Consider the following 17,431-nt stretch of genomic DNA (forward strand, 5'->3'; position numbering starts at 1 on the left):
GATGGTCCTGTTCGAAAAACCAGGAAAGGAGAACACAAGAAAAACCCTCGAAATAGCGATTCAAAAAGCCTCTGAGCTTTCTTCAAAAAAGCTGTTGATCGCTTCCGCTACGGGTTACAGTGCTAGAATGGCCCTCGAGATGATTCCGGAAGACATGAAGCTCGTTGTGGTGACACACCACGCGGGCTTTGAAGAACCCGACACTCAGGAATTCGACGAAGAATTGAGAAAATTGTTGAAAGAAAAGGGTCACGATGTTCTCACAGCAACGCATGCCCTCTCCGCAGGTGAGAGATCTCTGAGAAGAAAATTTGGTGGAATCTACCCTCTTGAGATAATAGCGAACACGCTGAGAATGTTCAGCGAAGGTGTGAAGGTGGGTGTGGAGATAACGCTCATGGCGGCTGACGCGGGACTTGTTAAAACGTCTGAACTGGTTGTTGCCTGCGGTGGAACAGAGAGCGGTCTCGACTCGGCAATTGTTGTCAAGCCCGCGAATTCTCCAAATCTTTTCGATCTAAAGATCACGGAAATTCTCTGTAAACCTCTGATTTCTTGAGTTTCTGAGCGAAGTTTTTTATCTCCTGGATCTCTTCGTAACTCATACCGTACTTCCACCAGAAGGGAAGAACCGTGTTGTTCAAAAGAACGGGATCGATATCCGGGTCCAACTTGCCTTCTTCGACGAGTTTTTCCCAGTCTTTTGTTCCCGGAATGGGAGTGTATTCGTTTATGGAAATACCTATTCCTTCACTCAAACACACCTTGATGGCGTTCAGCACATCCTCTTTCGTCTGCCCCGGCATGTTCACCATGATGTACGCTGAGACTTCTTTTTCGGTGAAACCAGCTTTCCTCAAGATCCTGGCTGCGCGAACGAGGTCCTCGTCGTAGACCTTACCGCCTGTTTCCCTCTGGAGCCTTCCAGAAGTTTCATAGCCCAGTTTTATCGTCCTGAAGTTCGCTTCTTTCAAAAGGAAGGCCGTTTCTTCATCGAGAAGACGTGCATGTATCCCGTTCGGGAGATGAAACCGTACAGGCCACCTCTTCTCTACGATCAGTTTGAGAAGATCTTTGAACCTTCCCGAGGCCAGAATAGCATCATCGAAAAAGACCACATCTTCAACTTTGAAAATGTTCAGGTACTTCTCTATGGTTTCAACCACTCTCTCCGGTGTTCTTACTCTCAAACCGTTCCAGAGTCGGTGAACAGCGCAGTAAGAACACCTGAAAGGACATCCAAGTGTGGTGATGAACACGAGATAACCAACTCTGTTGTAGAGTTCGTACATGGGATCGAAGACTTCGAACCAGTCAGCGGGGATTTCCTTCGATGGAAATCCCAGAGACTCTAAGAAGCTGGGAAGAAACACGAGATCGCCCTTTTCATAGACTATCGCTCCGCTCTTCTTCGCGTGTTCCGGAAAGAGCCGCGGGTAGACACCTCCCAGAACGATCGGTACGTCGTAGCGACTCTTCAAAAAGCGAATCGTTTCCCACACTCCGGGATACCAGTAGCTCAACGTGGACGTGACCATTATGAGATCAACGTTTCCGATTTCTCTCAATTTCCACTCCAGAAACTCTGGAGGTGCTCCGTACCTCTTATACCTTCTTGGAACAGATTTCAACATCTCTGGTTTCTCTATAACCTGACTTGGAAACTTTCCTGTGCCGTATCTTTTGTCTTTTGGCACTCTCGCAAATCTCGGAAGATCGGGATCGTGTCTGTTGAGAAGATCCACGAGATGGACCTCGTAACCCATCCACTCCATTGCGCGAGCAACGTAAAGAAGGCCGATGGGCTTCAACCAGAAATCGTACGCCGCAAAATCGTGAATCCACGGATTAACGAGAAGTACCTTCAATCTCCGAAGCAGAAATGGTACACCCCCTTGATCGTGAGGTCCTCATCGAAGATCTCGTGTTTTATCATATCTTTCACGATCTTCGACTGACCTCCCGTGAGAACCACCGGTAAATCACCGTAAACTTCCTTCATTCGTCCTATTATCCCCTCAAGAGCGTAGACACTTCCGTTCACTACACCCAACCTGATGTTTTCTTCCGTATCCTTTCCTACAACAAAATCCGCTGGTTTTACCTCAACGAGCGGAAGTTTTGCCGTTCCCCGAAAGAGCGAGTGAACCATCATGAAGAGTCCTGGTAAAATGGCTCCTCCTTCGTAAGATCCGTTCACAACAAGATCCACGGTGGTTGCCGTTCCCATGTCGACGATGATTCCGTTTTTACCGTATTCCTTGACGAAAGCGACAACGTTGGCCACCCTATCAGCCCCCACTTCCGAGGGATTCTTCACGTTCCATTTCACACATCCGTTTTTCGCCTTCACCCATATCGGTGATATGTTGAAATATTTTTGGGAAAAACGTTCTATAACTGTGTTCTGAGTGGGAACGACGGAGGCCACTCCTATACCCTTTATCCCACGCATAGCATCGCCCAGAAGAGGATGAAGGTGTGAAAAGAGTTCGTCCTCCGTTTGAAACACACCGGTGGACAGCCTCCACCTTCTGAAAGTTTTACCATCTTCGGTGATAGAGAAGACAGAATGCGTGTTACCCACGTCCACGAGGAGGTACAAAAGTATCACCTCCACATTTGAGATGGTGTAAAATATTTCTTACACACCTCTGAAACATTTGACACGAAGATGTAGTAAGGTAATACTAAATCTAAAAGAGGACATCAGAAAATTTTATCACGGGAGGTGGAGAGAATGGACTGGAAGAAATACGGTTACAACACAAGGGCTCTTCACGCAGGTTATGAACCACCCGAGCAGACCACAGGATCGAGAGCGGTCCCTATATATCAAACGACTTCTTACGTTTTCAGAAATTCTGATCACGCAGCGAGACTCTTTGCCCTTGAAGAGCCTGGGTTCATCTACACAAGGATTGGAAATCCTACCGTTTCGGTCCTTGAAGAAAGAATAGCCGCTCTGGAAGAAGGGGTGGGAGCCTTAGCAGTTGCCAGTGGACAAGCCGCTATAACTTATGCCATTTTGAACATTGCAGGTCCAGGAGATGAGATCGTCAGCGGGAGCGCGCTGTATGGGGGAACGTACAATCTGTTCAGACACACTCTCTATAAAAAATCCGGCATCATCGTGAAGTTTGTGGATGAGACAGATCCAAAGAACATAGAAGAGGCCATCACCGAGAAAACAAAGGCGGTGTACCTTGAAACTATCGGGAATCCCGGTCTCACAGTGCCGGACTTTGAAGCGATAGCGGAGATCGCTCACAGACACGGTGTTCCTTTGATAGTGGACAATACGGTAGCGCCATACATATTCAGGCCCTTCGAACACGGTGCCGACATCGTTGTTTATTCGGCCACGAAATTCATCGGAGGACACGGAACATCGATAGGCGGTCTCATCGTAGACAGCGGAAAATTCGACTGGACGAACGGAAAGTTTCCAGAACTCGTGGAACCAGATCCCATCTACCACGGTGTGAGTTATGTGGAGACGTTCAAAGAAGCAGCCTACATAGCAAAATGTAGAACCCAGCTTTTGAGGGACCTGGGAAGCTGTATGAGCCCGTTCAACGCGTTTCTGTTCATCCTCGGACTTGAAACCCTCAGCTTGAGGATGAAGAAACACTGTGAAAACGCACTGAAGATCGTTGAATTTCTGAAATCGCATCCCGCCGTGAGCTGGGTCAACTATCCGATAGCTGAAGGCAATAAAACCAGAGAAAACGCACTGAAATACCTCAAAGAAGGATACGGTGCGATTGTAACGTTCGGTGTGAAAGGCGGAAAAGAGGCGGGAAAGAAGTTCATAGACAGTCTCACACTCATTTCCCACCTCGCCAACATTGGTGATGCAAGAACTCTGGCTATTCATCCCGCTTCGACAACCCATCAGCAGCTCACGGAAGAAGAGCAGTTGAAAACGGGTGTTACTCCGGATATGATAAGATTGTCTGTTGGAATAGAAGATGTGGAAGATATCATAGCCGATCTGGATCAGGCTCTCAGAAAATCTCAGGAGGGATGAAAAGTTGCCAATAAACGTTCCAAGCGGTCTTCCTGCTGTGAAAGTCTTGGCAAAAGAGGGCATTTTCGTTATGACGGAAAAGAGGGCGATCCACCAGGACATCCGCCCTCTTGAAATTCTCATTCTGAACCTGATGCCAGACAAAATAAAAACGGAGATTCAACTTCTCAGACTCCTTGGAAACACTCCTCTTCAGGTGAATGTGACCTTACTCTACACCGAAACTCACAAACCGAAACACACTCCCATTGAACACATTCTAAAGTTCTACACAACTTTTTCCGCTGTTAAAGATAGAAAATTCGATGGATTCATCATCACGGGCGCTCCCGTGGAACTCCTTCCGTTCGAAGAAGTGGATTACTGGGAAGAACTCACAGAAATCATGGAATGGAGCCGCCACAACGTGTACTCAACCATGTTCATCTGCTGGGCGGCTCAGGCGGGACTGTACTATTTCTACGGAATACCGAAGTACGAACTTCCACAGAAGCTCTCAGGCGTTTACAAGCACAGAGTCGCAAAAGATTCGGTCCTCTTCAGGGGACACGACGACTTCTTCTGGGCGCCGCACTCGCGGTACACCGAAGTGAAGAAGGAAGACATAGACAAAGTACCGGAGCTTGAGATCCTTGCAGAGTCGGACGAAGCTGGTGTTTACGTGGTTGCAAACAAAAGCGAAAGACAGATATTCGTCACAGGACATCCCGAGTACGACAGATACACACTGCGAGACGAATATTATCGAGATATAGGTCGAAATCTGAAGGTGCCGATTCCTGCCAATTACTTTCCAAACGACGATCCCACAAAAACTCCCATTCTCACCTGGTGGAGTCATGCTCACCTCTTCTTCAGCAACTGGTTGAATTACTGCATCTACCAGAAAACACCTTACAGATTGGAAGACATACACTGAAGAACCCCTTCGGGGTTCTTCTTTTTCCATGTTAAAATAATAGTTGTGATTCTGAACACAAAAGGAGTGGAAAAATTGTCGATTATATCAGCCCTGGCAAATTTCTTTGCTCAAACCGCGTTCCCATATCTCACATTTGGAAACATAGCCATGTTCGCAGTGGCCATTGCCCTGCTTTACGTAGCTATAGTGAAACACTCAGAACCTCTTCTTTTGATTCCCATAGCCTTTGGAATCATTCTTGCGAACATACCCGTTGAAACCACGGGAATATTGAACGAAGGCGGTTTTCTCTACTACATAAAGAAAGGCCTTGACCTGGGAATCTATCCTCCTCTCATCTTCCTCGGAATAGGCGCCCTCACAGATTTTTCCTTCATGCTCTCGTACCCGATCACCATCTTTCTCGGTGCGGCTGCACAGATGGGAATATTTTTCACCTTTTTTGTGGCAAAGGTTCTAGGATTTTCTCTGAAACAGGCGGCTTCCATCTCCATCATAGGTGGTGCAGATGGGCCAACCGCCATTTACATAACGAACACACTATCCCCAGAATTGATCGCCCCCATAGCCATATCTGCTTATTCCTACATCGCTCTCATTCCCATCCTCCAACCCGTCGTTTCCAGAATTTTAGTAAGCAAAGAAGAACGAAAAATCAAAATGAAACCACCAAGAAAGGTGAGCAGATTCGAGAGACTTTCATTTCCGATAGTGATAACAATAGCAACCGCTCTTCTGATTCCAAAGTCGCTCCCTCTGGTTGGATCTCTCATGTTTGGAAACCTCCTCAGAGAAGCGGGGATTGTGAAAAGACTCGTTGAAGCCGCCAGCAGGTACATACTCGACACGGTGACGATCCTTCTCATGCTTTCAGTTGGGGCTTCTGCAAGAGCCGATGTTTTCTTGACTCCCCAAAGTCTGATGATATTCTTTCTCGGAGCAGCCGCTTTCATCGTGTCAATGAGTTCTGGGATTCTGTTTGCGAAACTCATGAACCTGTTTTTGAAGGATAAAATAAACCCGCTCATAGGAGCGGCTGGTGTTTCTGCCGTACCAGATTCTGCCAGAGTTGCACAGAAACTCGCTCAGGAAGAAGATCCAAGGAATCACATACTCATGCACGCAATGGGACCCAACGTGGCGGGAGTCATAGGCTCAGCCACTGTGGCAGGAGTGTTTCTGATGTTCCTCAGCTGAGAGGGAAGAATATGGGTTACAAGATCGTGGTGAATTACGACTGGTGCAAAGCGTGTAAGCTGTGCGCGTGGGCTTGTCCGACTGGTGCCATTACAAGCGATGAAATAGGAAAACCCGTGACAAACGAGAACAAATGCATCGGATGTTTAAAATGTGAGAAAATATGTCCGGATATGGCCATAGAAATTGTGAGTGATGAGAATGCCTGAGATGATGTTTCTTCAGGGGAACGAAGCGTGTGCTCTGGGCGCGATAAAAGCAGGATGCAGGTTTTTCGCAGGCTATCCGATCACTCCCTCCACAGAGATAGCGGAGGTGATGGCAAGAGAACTGCCAAAAGTGGGGGGAGTTTTCGTTCAAATGGAAGACGAAATAGCCAGTGCAGCGGCTGTTGTTGGAGCGTCCCTCGCCGGAGTGAAATCGATGACCGCCACAAGTGGACCCGGATTCAGCCTCATGCAGGAGGTTATAGGCTACGCGATCATGACGGAAACACCGTGTGTCTTTGTCAACGTCATGAGACTCGGCCCTTCCACTGGACTTCCAACGAAACCCGCGCAGGGAGACATCATGCAGACAAGATGGGGAACACACGGAGACCACGCCATAATCGCTCTCTATCCATCATCTGTCGCGGAAGTTTATCGTTATATAATCACTGCGTTCAACTTAGCGGAAGAGTACAGGACTCCTGTTGTGTTTCTCATGGACGCAATGCTCGGTCACATGAGGGAAAGTTTCTATCCACCGAAAGATGAGGAACTGTTCATCATAGAGAGACTGAAAGACACTTCTTTTGGAGAAGAAGATCTTTTCGTATCCTTTTCTGAAAGTGAGTACGCAGAACCCACACCATTCCCCATGGCTGAGATGGGAAAAACGAGGTTTCATGTCTCCGGTCTCGTCCATGACGAATCGGGTTTCCCTCTAACTTCTCCTGATGTGGCAGAAAAATTGATAAGAAGGCTTACGAACAAAATCAGACTCCATGCGGATGAAATAGCTTTCTACGAGGAGTACGAGACGGAAGACGCAGAAATTCTGGTGGTGGCCTATGGAATAGTCGCAAGAAGCGCTATGAAAGCAGTGAAGATCGCAAGACGCGACAGAATCAAGGTGGGATTGTTCAAGCCCATCACAATCTGGCCGGCTCCCGTATCACGTTTCAGAAAATTGGCAGAAAAAGTGAACACCATAGTGATAGCCGAGATGAATCTGGGGCAGTACGCGAAAGAACTCATAAGTTCCATAGACAGAAGATCGAAAGTCATAAGAACTATAAACAAAGTGAACGGAGAACTCATAAAACCTGAAGAGATTCTGGATGTTATAACCGAAACTCAAATAGAGATTTAACATAAAGGAGTAGAATTGAATCTTGGTGGATCAAAAAACCAAGGAGGTGGAAACTGTGTACGTGGAAATCGTGGATGTAAGAGCAAGAGAGGTCCTGGATTCGAGAGGAAATCCCACCGTTGAAGCGGAAGTCGTGCTTGAAGACGGAACAATGGGAAGAGCCATCGTGCCCTCTGGTGCCTCCACTGGAAAATTCGAAGCCCTGGAAATCAGAGACAAAGACAAGAAGAGATACCTCGGGAAGGGTGTTCTGAAGGCCGTAGAGAACGTGAACGAAACCATAGCTCCCGCGCTGATTGGAATGAACGCATTCGACCAGCCACTCGTTGACAAGACACTGATAGAACTGGATGGCACAGAGAACAAATCTAAACTGGGTGCCAACGCTATACTCGCCGTTTCTATGGCAGTTGCCAGAGCGGCGGCGAATTACCTCGGATTGCCCCTCTACAAATACCTTGGAGGAGTCAACGCAAAGGTTCTGCCAGTACCTTTGATGAACGTGATCAACGGTGGACAGCACGCAGACAACAATCTTGACCTTCAGGAATTCATGATCGTTCCCGCCGGATTTGACAGCTTCAGAGAAGCTTTGAGGGCAGGAGCGGAAATATTCCACACGTTGAAAAAGATACTCCACGAAGCCGGTCACGTGACAGCAGTAGGAGACGAGGGTGGATTCGCACCCAATCTGTCTTCCAACGAAGAAGCCATAAAGGTTCTGATTGAAGCCATAGAGAAAGCTGGCTACAAGCCCGGAGAAGAAGTCTTCATAGCTCTTGATTGCGCAGCATCTTCCTTCTACGATGAGGAAAAGGGAGTTTACTACGTCGATGGTGAAGAAAAATCCAGCGAAGTTCTCATGGGATACTACGAAGAACTGGTGGCGAAGTACCCCATCATATCCATCGAAGATCCGTTCGCGGAGGAAGACTGGGATGCATTTGTGGAATTCACAAAGAGAGTAGGAAACAAGGTTCAGATCGTTGGAGATGACCTTTACGTGACCAACGTGAAAAGACTTTCCAAAGGAATAGAACTCAAAGCGACCAACTCCATACTCATCAAACTCAATCAGATAGGCACCGTCACGGAAACTCTCGACGCGGTGGAGATGGCACAGAAGAACAACATGACAGCCATCATTTCCCACAGATCTGGAGAGAGTGAAGACACGTTCATTGCGGATCTCGCTGTGGCAACGAACGCTGGTTTCATCAAGACAGGTTCCCTCTCCAGAAGCGAAAGGATAGCCAAGTACAACCAGCTTTTGAGAATCGAGGAAGAACTCGGAAAAGTGGCAGAATTCAGAGGTTTGAAATCTTTCTACTCTATAAAGAGATAACACCGAAGGCCCACCTTGGTGGGCCTTCATTTTGTTGAGGTGATTTCAGATTGGAAAGGCATGAAGAGATAAAAAAAGGAGCATGGATTGGAATACTTGGAAACACCGTGCTTGCTGTCTTGAAGATTTTGGTGGGACTTCTCACGGGAAGCTATGCGATACTCGCAGACGGAATAGACACGTCCACCGACATATTCACATCTTTTGTCATACTCCTCTCATCCAGAATTTCAGGAAAACCACCCGACGAGACGCATCCATACGGCCATGAAAGGGCAGAAACGATCGCCTCAAAGATAATCTCCTTCGTTATGTTTTACGCAGGAGCCTCTCTTCTTGTTGAATCAGTCAAAAGGCTCGTGAAACAGGAGTTTTCCCTGGAACTCACTCTGACAGCCTTTATTGTTGTTGGGATTTCCGTTGCAGGCAAAACTTTTCTTTTTTTATACAAACTGTCTCTTGGGAAACGTTTGAAAAGTTCGGCTACAATCAGTGATGCACTGAACATGAGAAACGACATAATGATCTCAGGAACTGTTCTGGCCGGCATGGTTGCGATGAAAACCTTCGGATGGTGGTGGCTGGACAGTCTGCTCGCGATTTTCGTTTCCATTATGATCCTGAGAACCTCATTTTCCGTATTCTACGAAGCGGCTTACGAACTCATGGATGGCATGAAAAGAACCGAGTTAGACATGTACGATGATATATTTGCCGTCCTCGAACGTTTTCCAAACGTGCATAATCCCCACAGGGTGAGAATAAGGAAGGTGGGAACAAGGCACTTCATAGAAATGGATATCGAAGTAGATGGAAAGATGTCTGTGAAAGATGCGCACGAATTGACCGTGAAAATAAGGAAAGAAATGTTGAAAAGAAGAGACGATATAGAAGACGTAACCATACACGTTGAGCCACTTGGGAACGTGGAAGAAGAAGGATTTGGCCTGAAGAAAGGAGAGAAAAAATGAGATTGATGGACATCCTTGAAATACTCTACTACAAAAAAGGAAAAGAATTTGGTATTCTCGAGAAGAAAATGAAAGAGATTTTCAACGAAACGGGTGTGAGCCTCGAGCCGGTGAATTCTGAACTGATTGGAAGAATTTTTCTCAAGATCAGCGTCCTGGAAGAAGGAGAAGAAGTACCAAGTTTCGCCATAAAAGCTCTCACACCGAAAGAAAACGCTGTCGATCTCCCGCTCGGAGACTGGACAGACTTGAAAAACGTCTTTGTTGAGGAAATCGACTACCTCGATTCTTATGGTGGCATGAGAATACTATCAGAGAAGAACTGGTACAAAATTTACGTTCCATATTCTTCAGTGAAGAAGAAAAACAGGAACGAGTTAGTGGAAGAGTTCATGAAGTACTTTTTTGAATCGAAAGGATGGAATCCTGGAGAGTACACGTTTTCTGTCCAAGAAATAGACAATCTGTTCTGAGGTGAGAGGATGAACGTTCTGGCACTCGACACTTCCCAGAGAATAAGAATTGGGTTGAGAAAAGGAGAAGATCTTTTTGAAATTTCCTACACAGGTGAGAAAAAACACGCAGAGATTCTTCCTGTTGTTGTGAAGAAGCTGCTGGACGAACTAGATTTCAAAGTGATGGATCTTGATGTCGTGGGAGTTGGTATTGGTCCTGGAGGATTGACAGGTCTCAGGGTGGGAATCGCCACTGTGATAGGACTTGTGTCTCCATACGATATACCTGTGGCTCCTCTGAACTCCTTCGAAATGGCTGCAAAAAGTTGTCCAGTCAGCGGTGTTGTACTCGTGGTCAGAAGAGCTAGGAAAGGTTACCACTACTGTGCGGTTTATCTGAAAGACGAAAATCTCAATCTGCTGAAAGAGCCGAGTGTGGTCTCTGACGAAGAACTGAAAGAGATCACAAAAGAGTTTTCTCCAAAAATAGTCCTGAAGGACGACATTCTCATCTCACCTGCTGTGCTGGTTGAAGAGAGCGAGAGGCTTTTCAAAGAGAAAAAGACCATCCACTACTACGAAATCGAACCTTTGTATCTTCAGAAATCCATAGCGGAATTGAACTGGGAAAAAAAGAAAAGGGGCTAACGCCCCTTACTGAACCTTCTCGAGTTCTCTGGCAACTTCGAGGATCAATTTTTCACCGTTGTAATCCACTCTCACCGTCTGACCTTCCTGCACTTCACCTGCTATGATCATCCTTGCGAGTGGTGTTTCTATTTCCCTTTCTATCAGCCGCCTCAGCGGTCTTGCACCGAACGTTGGATCGTATCCTTCTTCTGCGAGGTATTCTTTCGCCGATTCGGTGATCGTGAGTTTTATGTTCTTGTCCTTCAACCGCGCTTCAAGTCTTCTAATCATTATTTCCACGATCTGTTTCATGTGTTCTTTTGTAAGCGGTTTGAAGACAACAACGTGGTCTATCCTGTTTATGAACTCGGGTCTGAAGTAGTGTTTCAGCTCTTCTCTGACTCTTTCTTCAATCTCATCGAAGCTCTTTCCTTCTTTAACGTAGTTCAGTATCAGATCGCTTGCTATGTTACTCGTCATGATGATGATCGTGTTCTTGAAATCCACAACGTTTCCTTTGCTGTCTGTGAGTCTTCCGTCGTCCATTATCTGAAGCAGTACGTTGAACACATCCGGATGCGCCTTTTCAATCTCATCAAGCAGTACGACACTGTACGGTCTTCTTCTTACGGCTTCGGTCAGCTGACCACCTTCCTCGTAACCGACGTATCCCGGAGGTGCTCCTATCAGCTTGGAGACAGCGTGCTTTTCCATGTATTCGGTCATGTCGATTCGTATCAGTGCGTTTTCGCTTCCAAAGAGCACTTCAGCGAGTGTCTTTGCGAGCTCAGTCTTACCAACACCCGTTGGTCCAAGGAAGAGGAAGGTACCAACTGGCCTGTTAGGATCTTTTATTCCAGCCCTTGCCTTCCTGATGGCATCGGCCACTACCTTGACCGCTTCCTCCTGGTCCACGAGTCTCTGGTGGATTATCTCTTCGAGCTTCAGAAGCTTTTCCTTTTCAGACTCAACGATTCTGGAAACTGGTACACCAGACCAGGATTCAACCACTTCTGCTATTTTCTCCGCTGTGACAACCGGTTTCCCACTCTTCAAAGCTTCGTACTCGTTCCTGAGTTTGAAGAGTTCTTTCTTGAGATCGGCCGCTTCTTTGTACTGAGATCTTATAGTGAGCTCGTCGATTTTTGCTTCAAGCTCTTTTATTTTTTCTTCGAGCTCGCGAAGCTTCGTTTCATCCTTTTCCTGTTTTGTAGCGCTGAGTCTCACTCTTGCTGCCGCTTCATCCAACAGGTCAATCGCCTTGTCCGGCAAGAATCTGTCTGTTATGTACCTCGCTGAGAGCTTGGCAGCTGCCTCTATCGCTTCGTCTTCTATCTTCACTTTGTGGTGCTCCTCGTAGACTTTCTTCAACCCTTTCAAGATCTCTATGGTCTCCTCCACACTCGGTTCTCTCACCATCACCGGCTGGAATCTTCTCGCGAGCGCTTTGTCTTTTTCTATGTGTTTTCTGTACTCATCCAGCGTGGTCGCACCTATGACGCGTATTTCACCGCGAGCAAGGGCCGGCTTCAACATGTTGGCAGCGTCCATCGCTCCCTCGGCTGCGCCAGCACCAACCAGGGTGTGTATTTCATCGATGAAGAGAATCGTTTTTTCTTTCTGTTTCATCACTTCATCGAGGAACGATTTCAGCCTTTCTTCAAACTCTCCCCTGTACTTGGTTCCCGCTATCATCCTTCCGAGATCCACCATCAGTATGCGCACATCTTTTAGAGGATCAGGGACTTTCCCCTCAACGATTCTCTGTGTGAGACCTTCCACAATAGCGGTTTTTCCAACACCTGGATCACCGATTAGAATTGGGTTGTTCTTGGTTTTTCTCATGAGAATTTCAATCACGCGCTCGATTTCTTTGTCCCTTCCTATGATAGGGCCTACTTTCCCCTCTTTTGCCAATTTTGTGAGATCGGTTGCAAAAGCCGTGAGCGGTGACTGTTCGGTCGCGTACTCTTCTTCGTGCTCCCTAATCTTCTGAAGCACTTTTTCGTAGTCAACGCCGTACTTTTTCAGGACACGGGCAGCGTGCGTGGAACCGTCTCTCAACAGTCCTAGAAGGAAGTGAAGAGGACCTACATCCCTCTGCTTGAAGAGTCTGGCTTCCTTTCTCGCCAGCTCCAGGATGTAAGAAAGCTCTTTCGATACATAGACCTGATCGGAGAATCCGTAGTATATCCCGTACTGGGAATCGATGTAGTCCTCCAGCTCAGTAATCACTTCTTCCACGTTTACATTGAGATCTTTCAGTACCTTCGTGGCCTCGTTTTCATCGTAAAGAATCTGAAGGAGAATGTGTTCTGGTCTGAGCAGGTTCTGATTTCTTTCTTTGATATCCTCCACACTCCTTTCGAAAATATCCTTCATCTTGTCGTTCAGGTTTCTCATAATTCTCACCTCCAGTTCATTATGTTAGCACTCAAATATTACGTTTGATAAAACAAAAAGTAAATATTTATTGAAACAACAGAATATCTTCTTTTCCAGCTCAATTAGTACACACTTGTATATAAAAAATGAATCAACCAAAAATCCCTTCAATTCTGCATTTTAAGAGGACTGTCGTTTGTTTACCGTTTTTTTTGATTTTTACGGAAGAATACGTTATAATGTTTCCACACGAGGATCAGAAGGCGTGATAAGATGCGGAAATATTCGCAGCGACATATTCCTGTAATGGTTAGAGAAGTTATCGAGTTTCTGAAACCGGAGGATGAGAAAATCATCCTCGATTGCACGGTAGGTGAAGGAGGACACTCCAAGGCGATTTTAGAACACTGTCCGGGATGCAGAATCATAGGAATAGACGTTGATTCAGAAGTTTTGCGGATCGCAGAAGAGAAATTGAAAGAATTTTCAGATCGTGCGAGTTTGTTCAAAATCTCCTACAGAGAAGCAGATTTTCTTCTTAAAACTTTAGGAGTAGAAAAAGTAGATGGGATATTAATGGATCTTGGGGTTTCTACTTATCAGCTCAAAGGAGAGAATCGGGGATTCACGTTCGAGAGAGAAGAACCACTGGATATGCGTATGGATCTGGAAAGCGAAGTAACGGCTCAAAAAGTATTGAATGAGTTACCGGAAGAGGAGTTAGCGAGGATAATTTTTGAGTACGGTGAAGAGAAGAAATTCGCAAGGAGAATCGCTCGGAAAATCGTTGAAAATCGTCCGCTCAACACTACTCTTGACCTCGTTAAAGCCGTGAGAGAAGCGCTTCCATCTTACGAAATCAGACGTCGCAAGAGGCATTTTGCAACGAAGACGTTCCAGGCTATAAGAATCTATGTCAACAGAGAACTTGAAAATCTGAAGGAATTTCTGAGAAAAGCGGAGGATCTTCTGAACCCGGGTGGTAGAATAGTGGTCATCTCCTTTCATTCTCTGGAGGATAGGATCGTCAAAGAAACGTTCAGAAATTCCAAAAAGTTACGAATATTGACGGAAAAACCGGTTCGTCCTTCAGAAGAAGAGATAAGAGAGAATCCAAGAGCCAGGAGCGGACGTTTGCGTGCAGCGGAGCGGATAGAGAAAGGAGGAGATTGATCTGCCAGCGAAGGTAAACCAGAGGACGAGAGTACTCGTTCTTTCGCATCAACTTATTTTCACCATTGTGCTCGTTGCTGTGTTATTGTTCGTGGGGGTAACCGCCTTAAGAGTGGGAGTTCTGGCCTTCTACCTCACGCAAAACAATAAAAAACTCGAAATCGAGATCAAAGAACTGGAAAGAACTCATCAGGCACTCAAAGAAGAGTTCTACCACATCTCGTCCTATTTCGATCTCCTGAATCCCTCGGAGTGAAAGTGATAGATGGAAAAAAGGTTGTGGCTGTTGCTCGCAATCTTTGCGTTATTTTTGATGGTCTCCTTAGTGAATTTGTTCTTCTTTCCTTTAACAGAAAGAACAAACTGGTTCATTTCTATCCCTCCCCAGAGAGGAAGTATTTTGGACATCAAGGGAAGGAAATTAGTTTACGATTTGCCGAAATACGCCGCTTATCTCGATGTCGACTTTTTTAAAAGACAAAATGGGGATATAAAAGCACTCGAGAAGACCCTGCAAAACTGCGGTATCACAGAGTCATTGGAAGAAGTGATGAAGTACAAGTTTTTCAAACTCACAGAGGAAGAAGACAAAGTTGACGTGTTAAAGAAGATAGAATCAGAGTTGCTGCCCTTTGTCAACATAGAACTGGTATACACCAGAAAAAAAATTCAGGATTACACAGCAGGAGTTCTGCTTGGAACGGTGATAGATGGAACGGGAAAGGGAGGAATAGAGGGTTTTTTTGACGATCAGTTACGAGGGAAAAGAAATGGTTTTTTAGAACTTCGCTACAGAGGAGCCCGCCTCTCTCCTACCCTTGTGAATTACTCTCCCCCCGAAAACGGAAAAGATGTATGGCTGTCACTGGATCTTGACCTTCAAAGGCGCGTCTACGACATCATCTCGAAAGCCGTGGAAGGACACTCTGCGGAAGCGGGTCATGTGATTGTGATGGAATCAAAAACCGGCAGGATACTCTCAATGGTGACCACTAGAAACTGGAACGATTTGATCGGCGGATACATAGAGCCAGGTTCGACGATAAAACCCCTGGTGTACGCGATCGCTCTCGAGACACATTCTGCTTCTCCAGATTTCACCGTTGAGTGCGAAGGTTCAATAAAACCAGTAGAGCAACTCCCTGTGATCATAAGAGATATAGAAAAGCACGGTCTGGTGGATTTCTCCATGGGAATCGTAAAATCGTGCAATGTGATGAGTGTTAAGGTAGGAGAGCTTATCACAGAGAAAATCGGTGTTGAAGGATTCTATGAGTGGCTTCAGAAGGTAGGTTTTGGGGAAAAAACCGGTATCGAAATGGAAGGGGAAATCGCTGGTGTTCTGAGAGAACCGAAAAAATGGTCCCTCATAGATCCGGCTGAGATCTCGATTGGCCAGGGTATCGGTGTCACTCCTGTACAACTGATTGCGTCTCTCAACATCTTTGCGAACGATGGATACTGGGTGAAACCTACCATTTTGAAAGACTCTCCAGTGGAAAAAAGGAAGGTCTTTTCAAAAGAAACAGCGGACATGATAAGACAGGCGATGGTCCGGGTCGTGGAAGAAGGAACAGGGAAACTCGCTCAGGTGAAGGGAATGACGATTGCTGGTAAAACGGGAACCGCGCAGAAGGCGGTCGGTGGAGAATACAGGAATCTCTATCACTCACTTTTTGTGGGTTTTTTCCCCGCTGAAGATCCGAAGTACACGATACTGGTTCATCTGGACAGTCCTTCAGAGGCTTTCTACGGAGGAGAGGTCGCCGCTCCGGTGTTCAGAGAGATCGTAGAGATTCTCACGGAGAAAGAAGACGGAAGAATAAGGGTTGTAGAAGGTTTGATGCCGGATCTAACAGGTCTTCCAATTAGAGACGCTTTGCTCGTTCTGGAATCCCTCGGAGTGAAAGACGTGGAAATAAAAGGAAAAGGGTGGAAGGTGTCTGAACAAACACCCCCACCCAATCATCCTCTTGAAGGACCTGTGATTCTGTTTTTGAGCGATCAGAAGTAATGTTTTGCGGCATGCTCAACGGCTATAGCACCGTCTGCAACAGCTGTGACTATCTGTCTCAAATTCTTCTTTCTCACATCACCGACCGCGTAGATCCCTTTCACGGAAGTTTCCATGTTCTCATCCGTTATAACGTAACCGTAGGGATCCAGTTCCACCAGACCTTCAAGCAGTTTCGAGTTTGGATCGAGTCCTATGAAGATGAACACTCCATCTGCTTTCAGCACTTTCGTTTCTCCCGTTTTCACGTTCTCTATAACAACTTCTTCAACCTTGTCTTTTCCTCTGATCTCCTTCACGGTGGAGTTATAAATGACGTCTATCTTTGGATTGCTCAAGACCCTTTCCTGAAGAACTTTCGCAGCCGTGAGCGTTTCAAGAAGCTGGATCATGGTGATCTTGTTCACTATGTTGGAGAGAAAAATCGATTCGTCGCACGCGCTGTCTCCTCCGCCCACTACGATTACATCTTTTCCTGCGAAAAGATATCCATCACAGGTTGCGCAGTACGACACGCCTTTCCCAAAGAACTCCTTCTCACCTGGCACATTCAGTTTTTTCGGATTCGCACCGGTTGCAACGATCACTACAGGAGCTTCTATTTTTTTACCATCATCGAGTTCAACTACTTTTTTGTCTCCCAGGACTTCCAGCTTAACGACTTCGGCGTTGTATATGTCTGCACCGAATTTTTCAGCGTGTTCTTTGAATTTCGAAGCGAGTTCTTCTCCGGAGATGGCCGGGAACCCCGGGTAATTCTCAACCAAATGGGTGAGGTTCACGTATCCTCCTTCGATCGCCTTTTCAACGACCAGAACAGAAAGTCCTGCTCTCCTGGCGTAAATAGCAGATGTGAGACCCGCAGGTCCTCCACCCACAACGACTATGTCGTATTTGTCCTTTATCTCCTTCTTTTTTATGGATCCAGTATCAAAGAAAACCATTTCTCA

General features: G+C 46.3%; 17 protein-coding genes. 13 read left to right on the forward strand and 4 right to left on the reverse strand.

Translation table 11 applies throughout. The annotated features are described in order from the left end of the window. Position 1 precedes the first annotated feature (1 nt). Positions 2-559 carry a pyruvate kinase alpha/beta domain-containing protein gene (locus TPET_RS00210; RefSeq protein ID WP_004080707.1) on the forward strand — a complete coding sequence of 186 codons (558 nt, stop codon included), beginning with the start codon at positions 2-4 and terminating at the stop codon, positions 557-559. On the opposite strand, the gene TPET_RS00215 is transcribed toward TPET_RS00210, so the two are convergent. Together TPET_RS00215 and TPET_RS00220 are read right to left on the reverse strand one after the other, a co-directional pair. Next, entirely contained in the window at positions 525-1,868 is a 1,344-nt protein-coding gene (locus TPET_RS00215) for a B12-binding domain-containing radical SAM protein (RefSeq protein WP_011942748.1), read from the reverse strand. The two genes, TPET_RS00210 and TPET_RS00215, sit on opposite strands and share 35 nt — an antisense overlap. Continuing rightward, on the reverse strand, positions 1,865-2,605 hold the full coding sequence (locus TPET_RS00220) for a type III pantothenate kinase (RefSeq protein ID WP_048810842.1): 741 nt from the start codon (positions 2,603-2,605) through the stop codon (positions 1,865-1,867). Before TPET_RS00220 ends, TPET_RS00215 begins: the two co-directional genes overlap by 4 nt. A gap of 135 nt (positions 2,606-2,740) precedes the next feature. Here TPET_RS00220 and TPET_RS00225 point away from each other — a divergent pair, with 135 nt between their 5' ends. The 9 genes from TPET_RS00225 to tsaB all read left to right on the forward strand — a co-directional run bounded on the left by TPET_RS00225 (position 2,741) and on the right by tsaB (position 10,927). Next, on the forward strand, positions 2,741-4,033 hold the full coding sequence (locus tag TPET_RS00225; RefSeq protein WP_011942750.1) for an O-acetyl-L-homoserine sulfhydrylase: 1,293 nt from the start codon (positions 2,741-2,743) through the stop codon (positions 4,031-4,033). A 4-nt stretch (positions 4,034-4,037) separates the two neighbouring features. After that, positions 4,038-4,952: a homoserine O-acetyltransferase MetA gene (metA, locus tag TPET_RS00230; protein ID WP_004080711.1), complete on the forward strand. Its 915-nt coding sequence runs from the start codon at positions 4,038-4,040 to the stop codon at positions 4,950-4,952. A 75-nt stretch (positions 4,953-5,027) separates the two neighbouring features. After that, positions 5,028-6,152: a sodium ion-translocating decarboxylase subunit beta gene (locus tag TPET_RS00235; RefSeq protein ID WP_011942751.1), complete on the forward strand. Its 1,125-nt coding sequence runs from the start codon at positions 5,028-5,030 to the stop codon at positions 6,150-6,152. An 11-nt stretch (positions 6,153-6,163) separates the two neighbouring features. After that, positions 6,164-6,361, forward strand: coding sequence for an ATP-binding protein (locus TPET_RS00240; RefSeq protein WP_011942752.1), 198 nt, complete (start codon positions 6,164-6,166; stop codon positions 6,359-6,361). Continuing rightward, a complete protein-coding gene (locus tag TPET_RS00245) occupies positions 6,354-7,508 on the forward strand; it encodes a 2-oxoacid:acceptor oxidoreductase subunit alpha (protein ID WP_048810843.1) in 1,155 nt (384 codons plus the stop codon). Before TPET_RS00240 ends, TPET_RS00245 begins: the two co-directional genes overlap by 8 nt. A 55-nt stretch (positions 7,509-7,563) precedes the next feature. Beyond that, a complete protein-coding gene (gene eno, locus TPET_RS00250) occupies positions 7,564-8,853 on the forward strand; it encodes a phosphopyruvate hydratase (protein WP_004080719.1) in 1,290 nt (429 codons plus the stop codon). Between the two features lie 50 nt (positions 8,854-8,903). Continuing rightward, a complete protein-coding gene (locus tag TPET_RS00255; RefSeq protein ID WP_011942754.1) occupies positions 8,904-9,824 on the forward strand; it encodes a cation diffusion facilitator family transporter in 921 nt (306 codons plus the stop codon). Continuing rightward, complete coding sequence (locus TPET_RS00260) at positions 9,821-10,297, forward strand: DUF3855 domain-containing protein (protein ID WP_011942755.1); 477 nt, start codon at positions 9,821-9,823, stop codon at positions 10,295-10,297. The genes TPET_RS00255 and TPET_RS00260 overlap by 4 nt, the downstream gene beginning before the upstream one ends. Positions 10,298-10,306: 9 nt before the next feature. Beyond that, complete coding sequence (tsaB, locus tag TPET_RS00265; RefSeq protein ID WP_011942756.1) at positions 10,307-10,927, forward strand: tRNA (adenosine(37)-N6)-threonylcarbamoyltransferase complex dimerization subunit type 1 TsaB; 621 nt, start codon at positions 10,307-10,309, stop codon at positions 10,925-10,927. A 6-nt stretch (positions 10,928-10,933) separates the two neighbouring features. On the opposite strand, the gene TPET_RS00270 is transcribed toward tsaB, so the two are convergent. Beyond that, positions 10,934-13,312 carry an ATP-dependent Clp protease ATP-binding subunit gene (locus TPET_RS00270; RefSeq protein WP_011942757.1) on the reverse strand — a complete coding sequence of 793 codons (2,379 nt, stop codon included), beginning with the start codon at positions 13,310-13,312 and terminating at the stop codon, positions 10,934-10,936. 255 nt (positions 13,313-13,567) lie between these two features. Between TPET_RS00270 and rsmH the strand changes: the two genes are divergently transcribed. The 3 genes from rsmH to TPET_RS00285 all read left to right on the forward strand — a co-directional run bounded on the left by rsmH (position 13,568) and on the right by TPET_RS00285 (position 16,481). Further along, positions 13,568-14,467, forward strand: coding sequence for a 16S rRNA (cytosine(1402)-N(4))-methyltransferase RsmH (gene rsmH, locus TPET_RS00275; RefSeq protein WP_011942758.1), 900 nt, complete (start codon positions 13,568-13,570; stop codon positions 14,465-14,467). Positions 14,468-14,579: 112 nt separating this feature from the next. After that, complete coding sequence (locus TPET_RS00280; protein ID WP_148186656.1) at positions 14,580-14,723, forward strand: hypothetical protein; 144 nt, start codon at positions 14,580-14,582, stop codon at positions 14,721-14,723. Positions 14,724-14,780: 57 nt separating this feature from the next. Next, positions 14,781-16,481, forward strand: a complete 1,701-nt coding sequence (locus TPET_RS00285; protein ID WP_274378307.1) for a penicillin-binding protein — start codon at positions 14,781-14,783, stop codon at positions 16,479-16,481. On the opposite strand, the gene trxB is transcribed toward TPET_RS00285, so the two are convergent. Next, positions 16,472-17,425 carry a thioredoxin-disulfide reductase gene (trxB, locus tag TPET_RS00290; RefSeq protein ID WP_011942761.1) on the reverse strand — a complete coding sequence of 318 codons (954 nt, stop codon included), beginning with the start codon at positions 17,423-17,425 and terminating at the stop codon, positions 16,472-16,474. The genes TPET_RS00285 and trxB overlap by 10 nt on opposite strands. Positions 17,426-17,431 lie beyond the last annotated feature (6 nt).

The organism is Thermotoga petrophila RKU-1 (genome assembly GCF_000016785.1).
Taxonomy (GTDB): domain Bacteria; phylum Thermotogota; class Thermotogae; order Thermotogales; family Thermotogaceae; genus Thermotoga; species Thermotoga petrophila.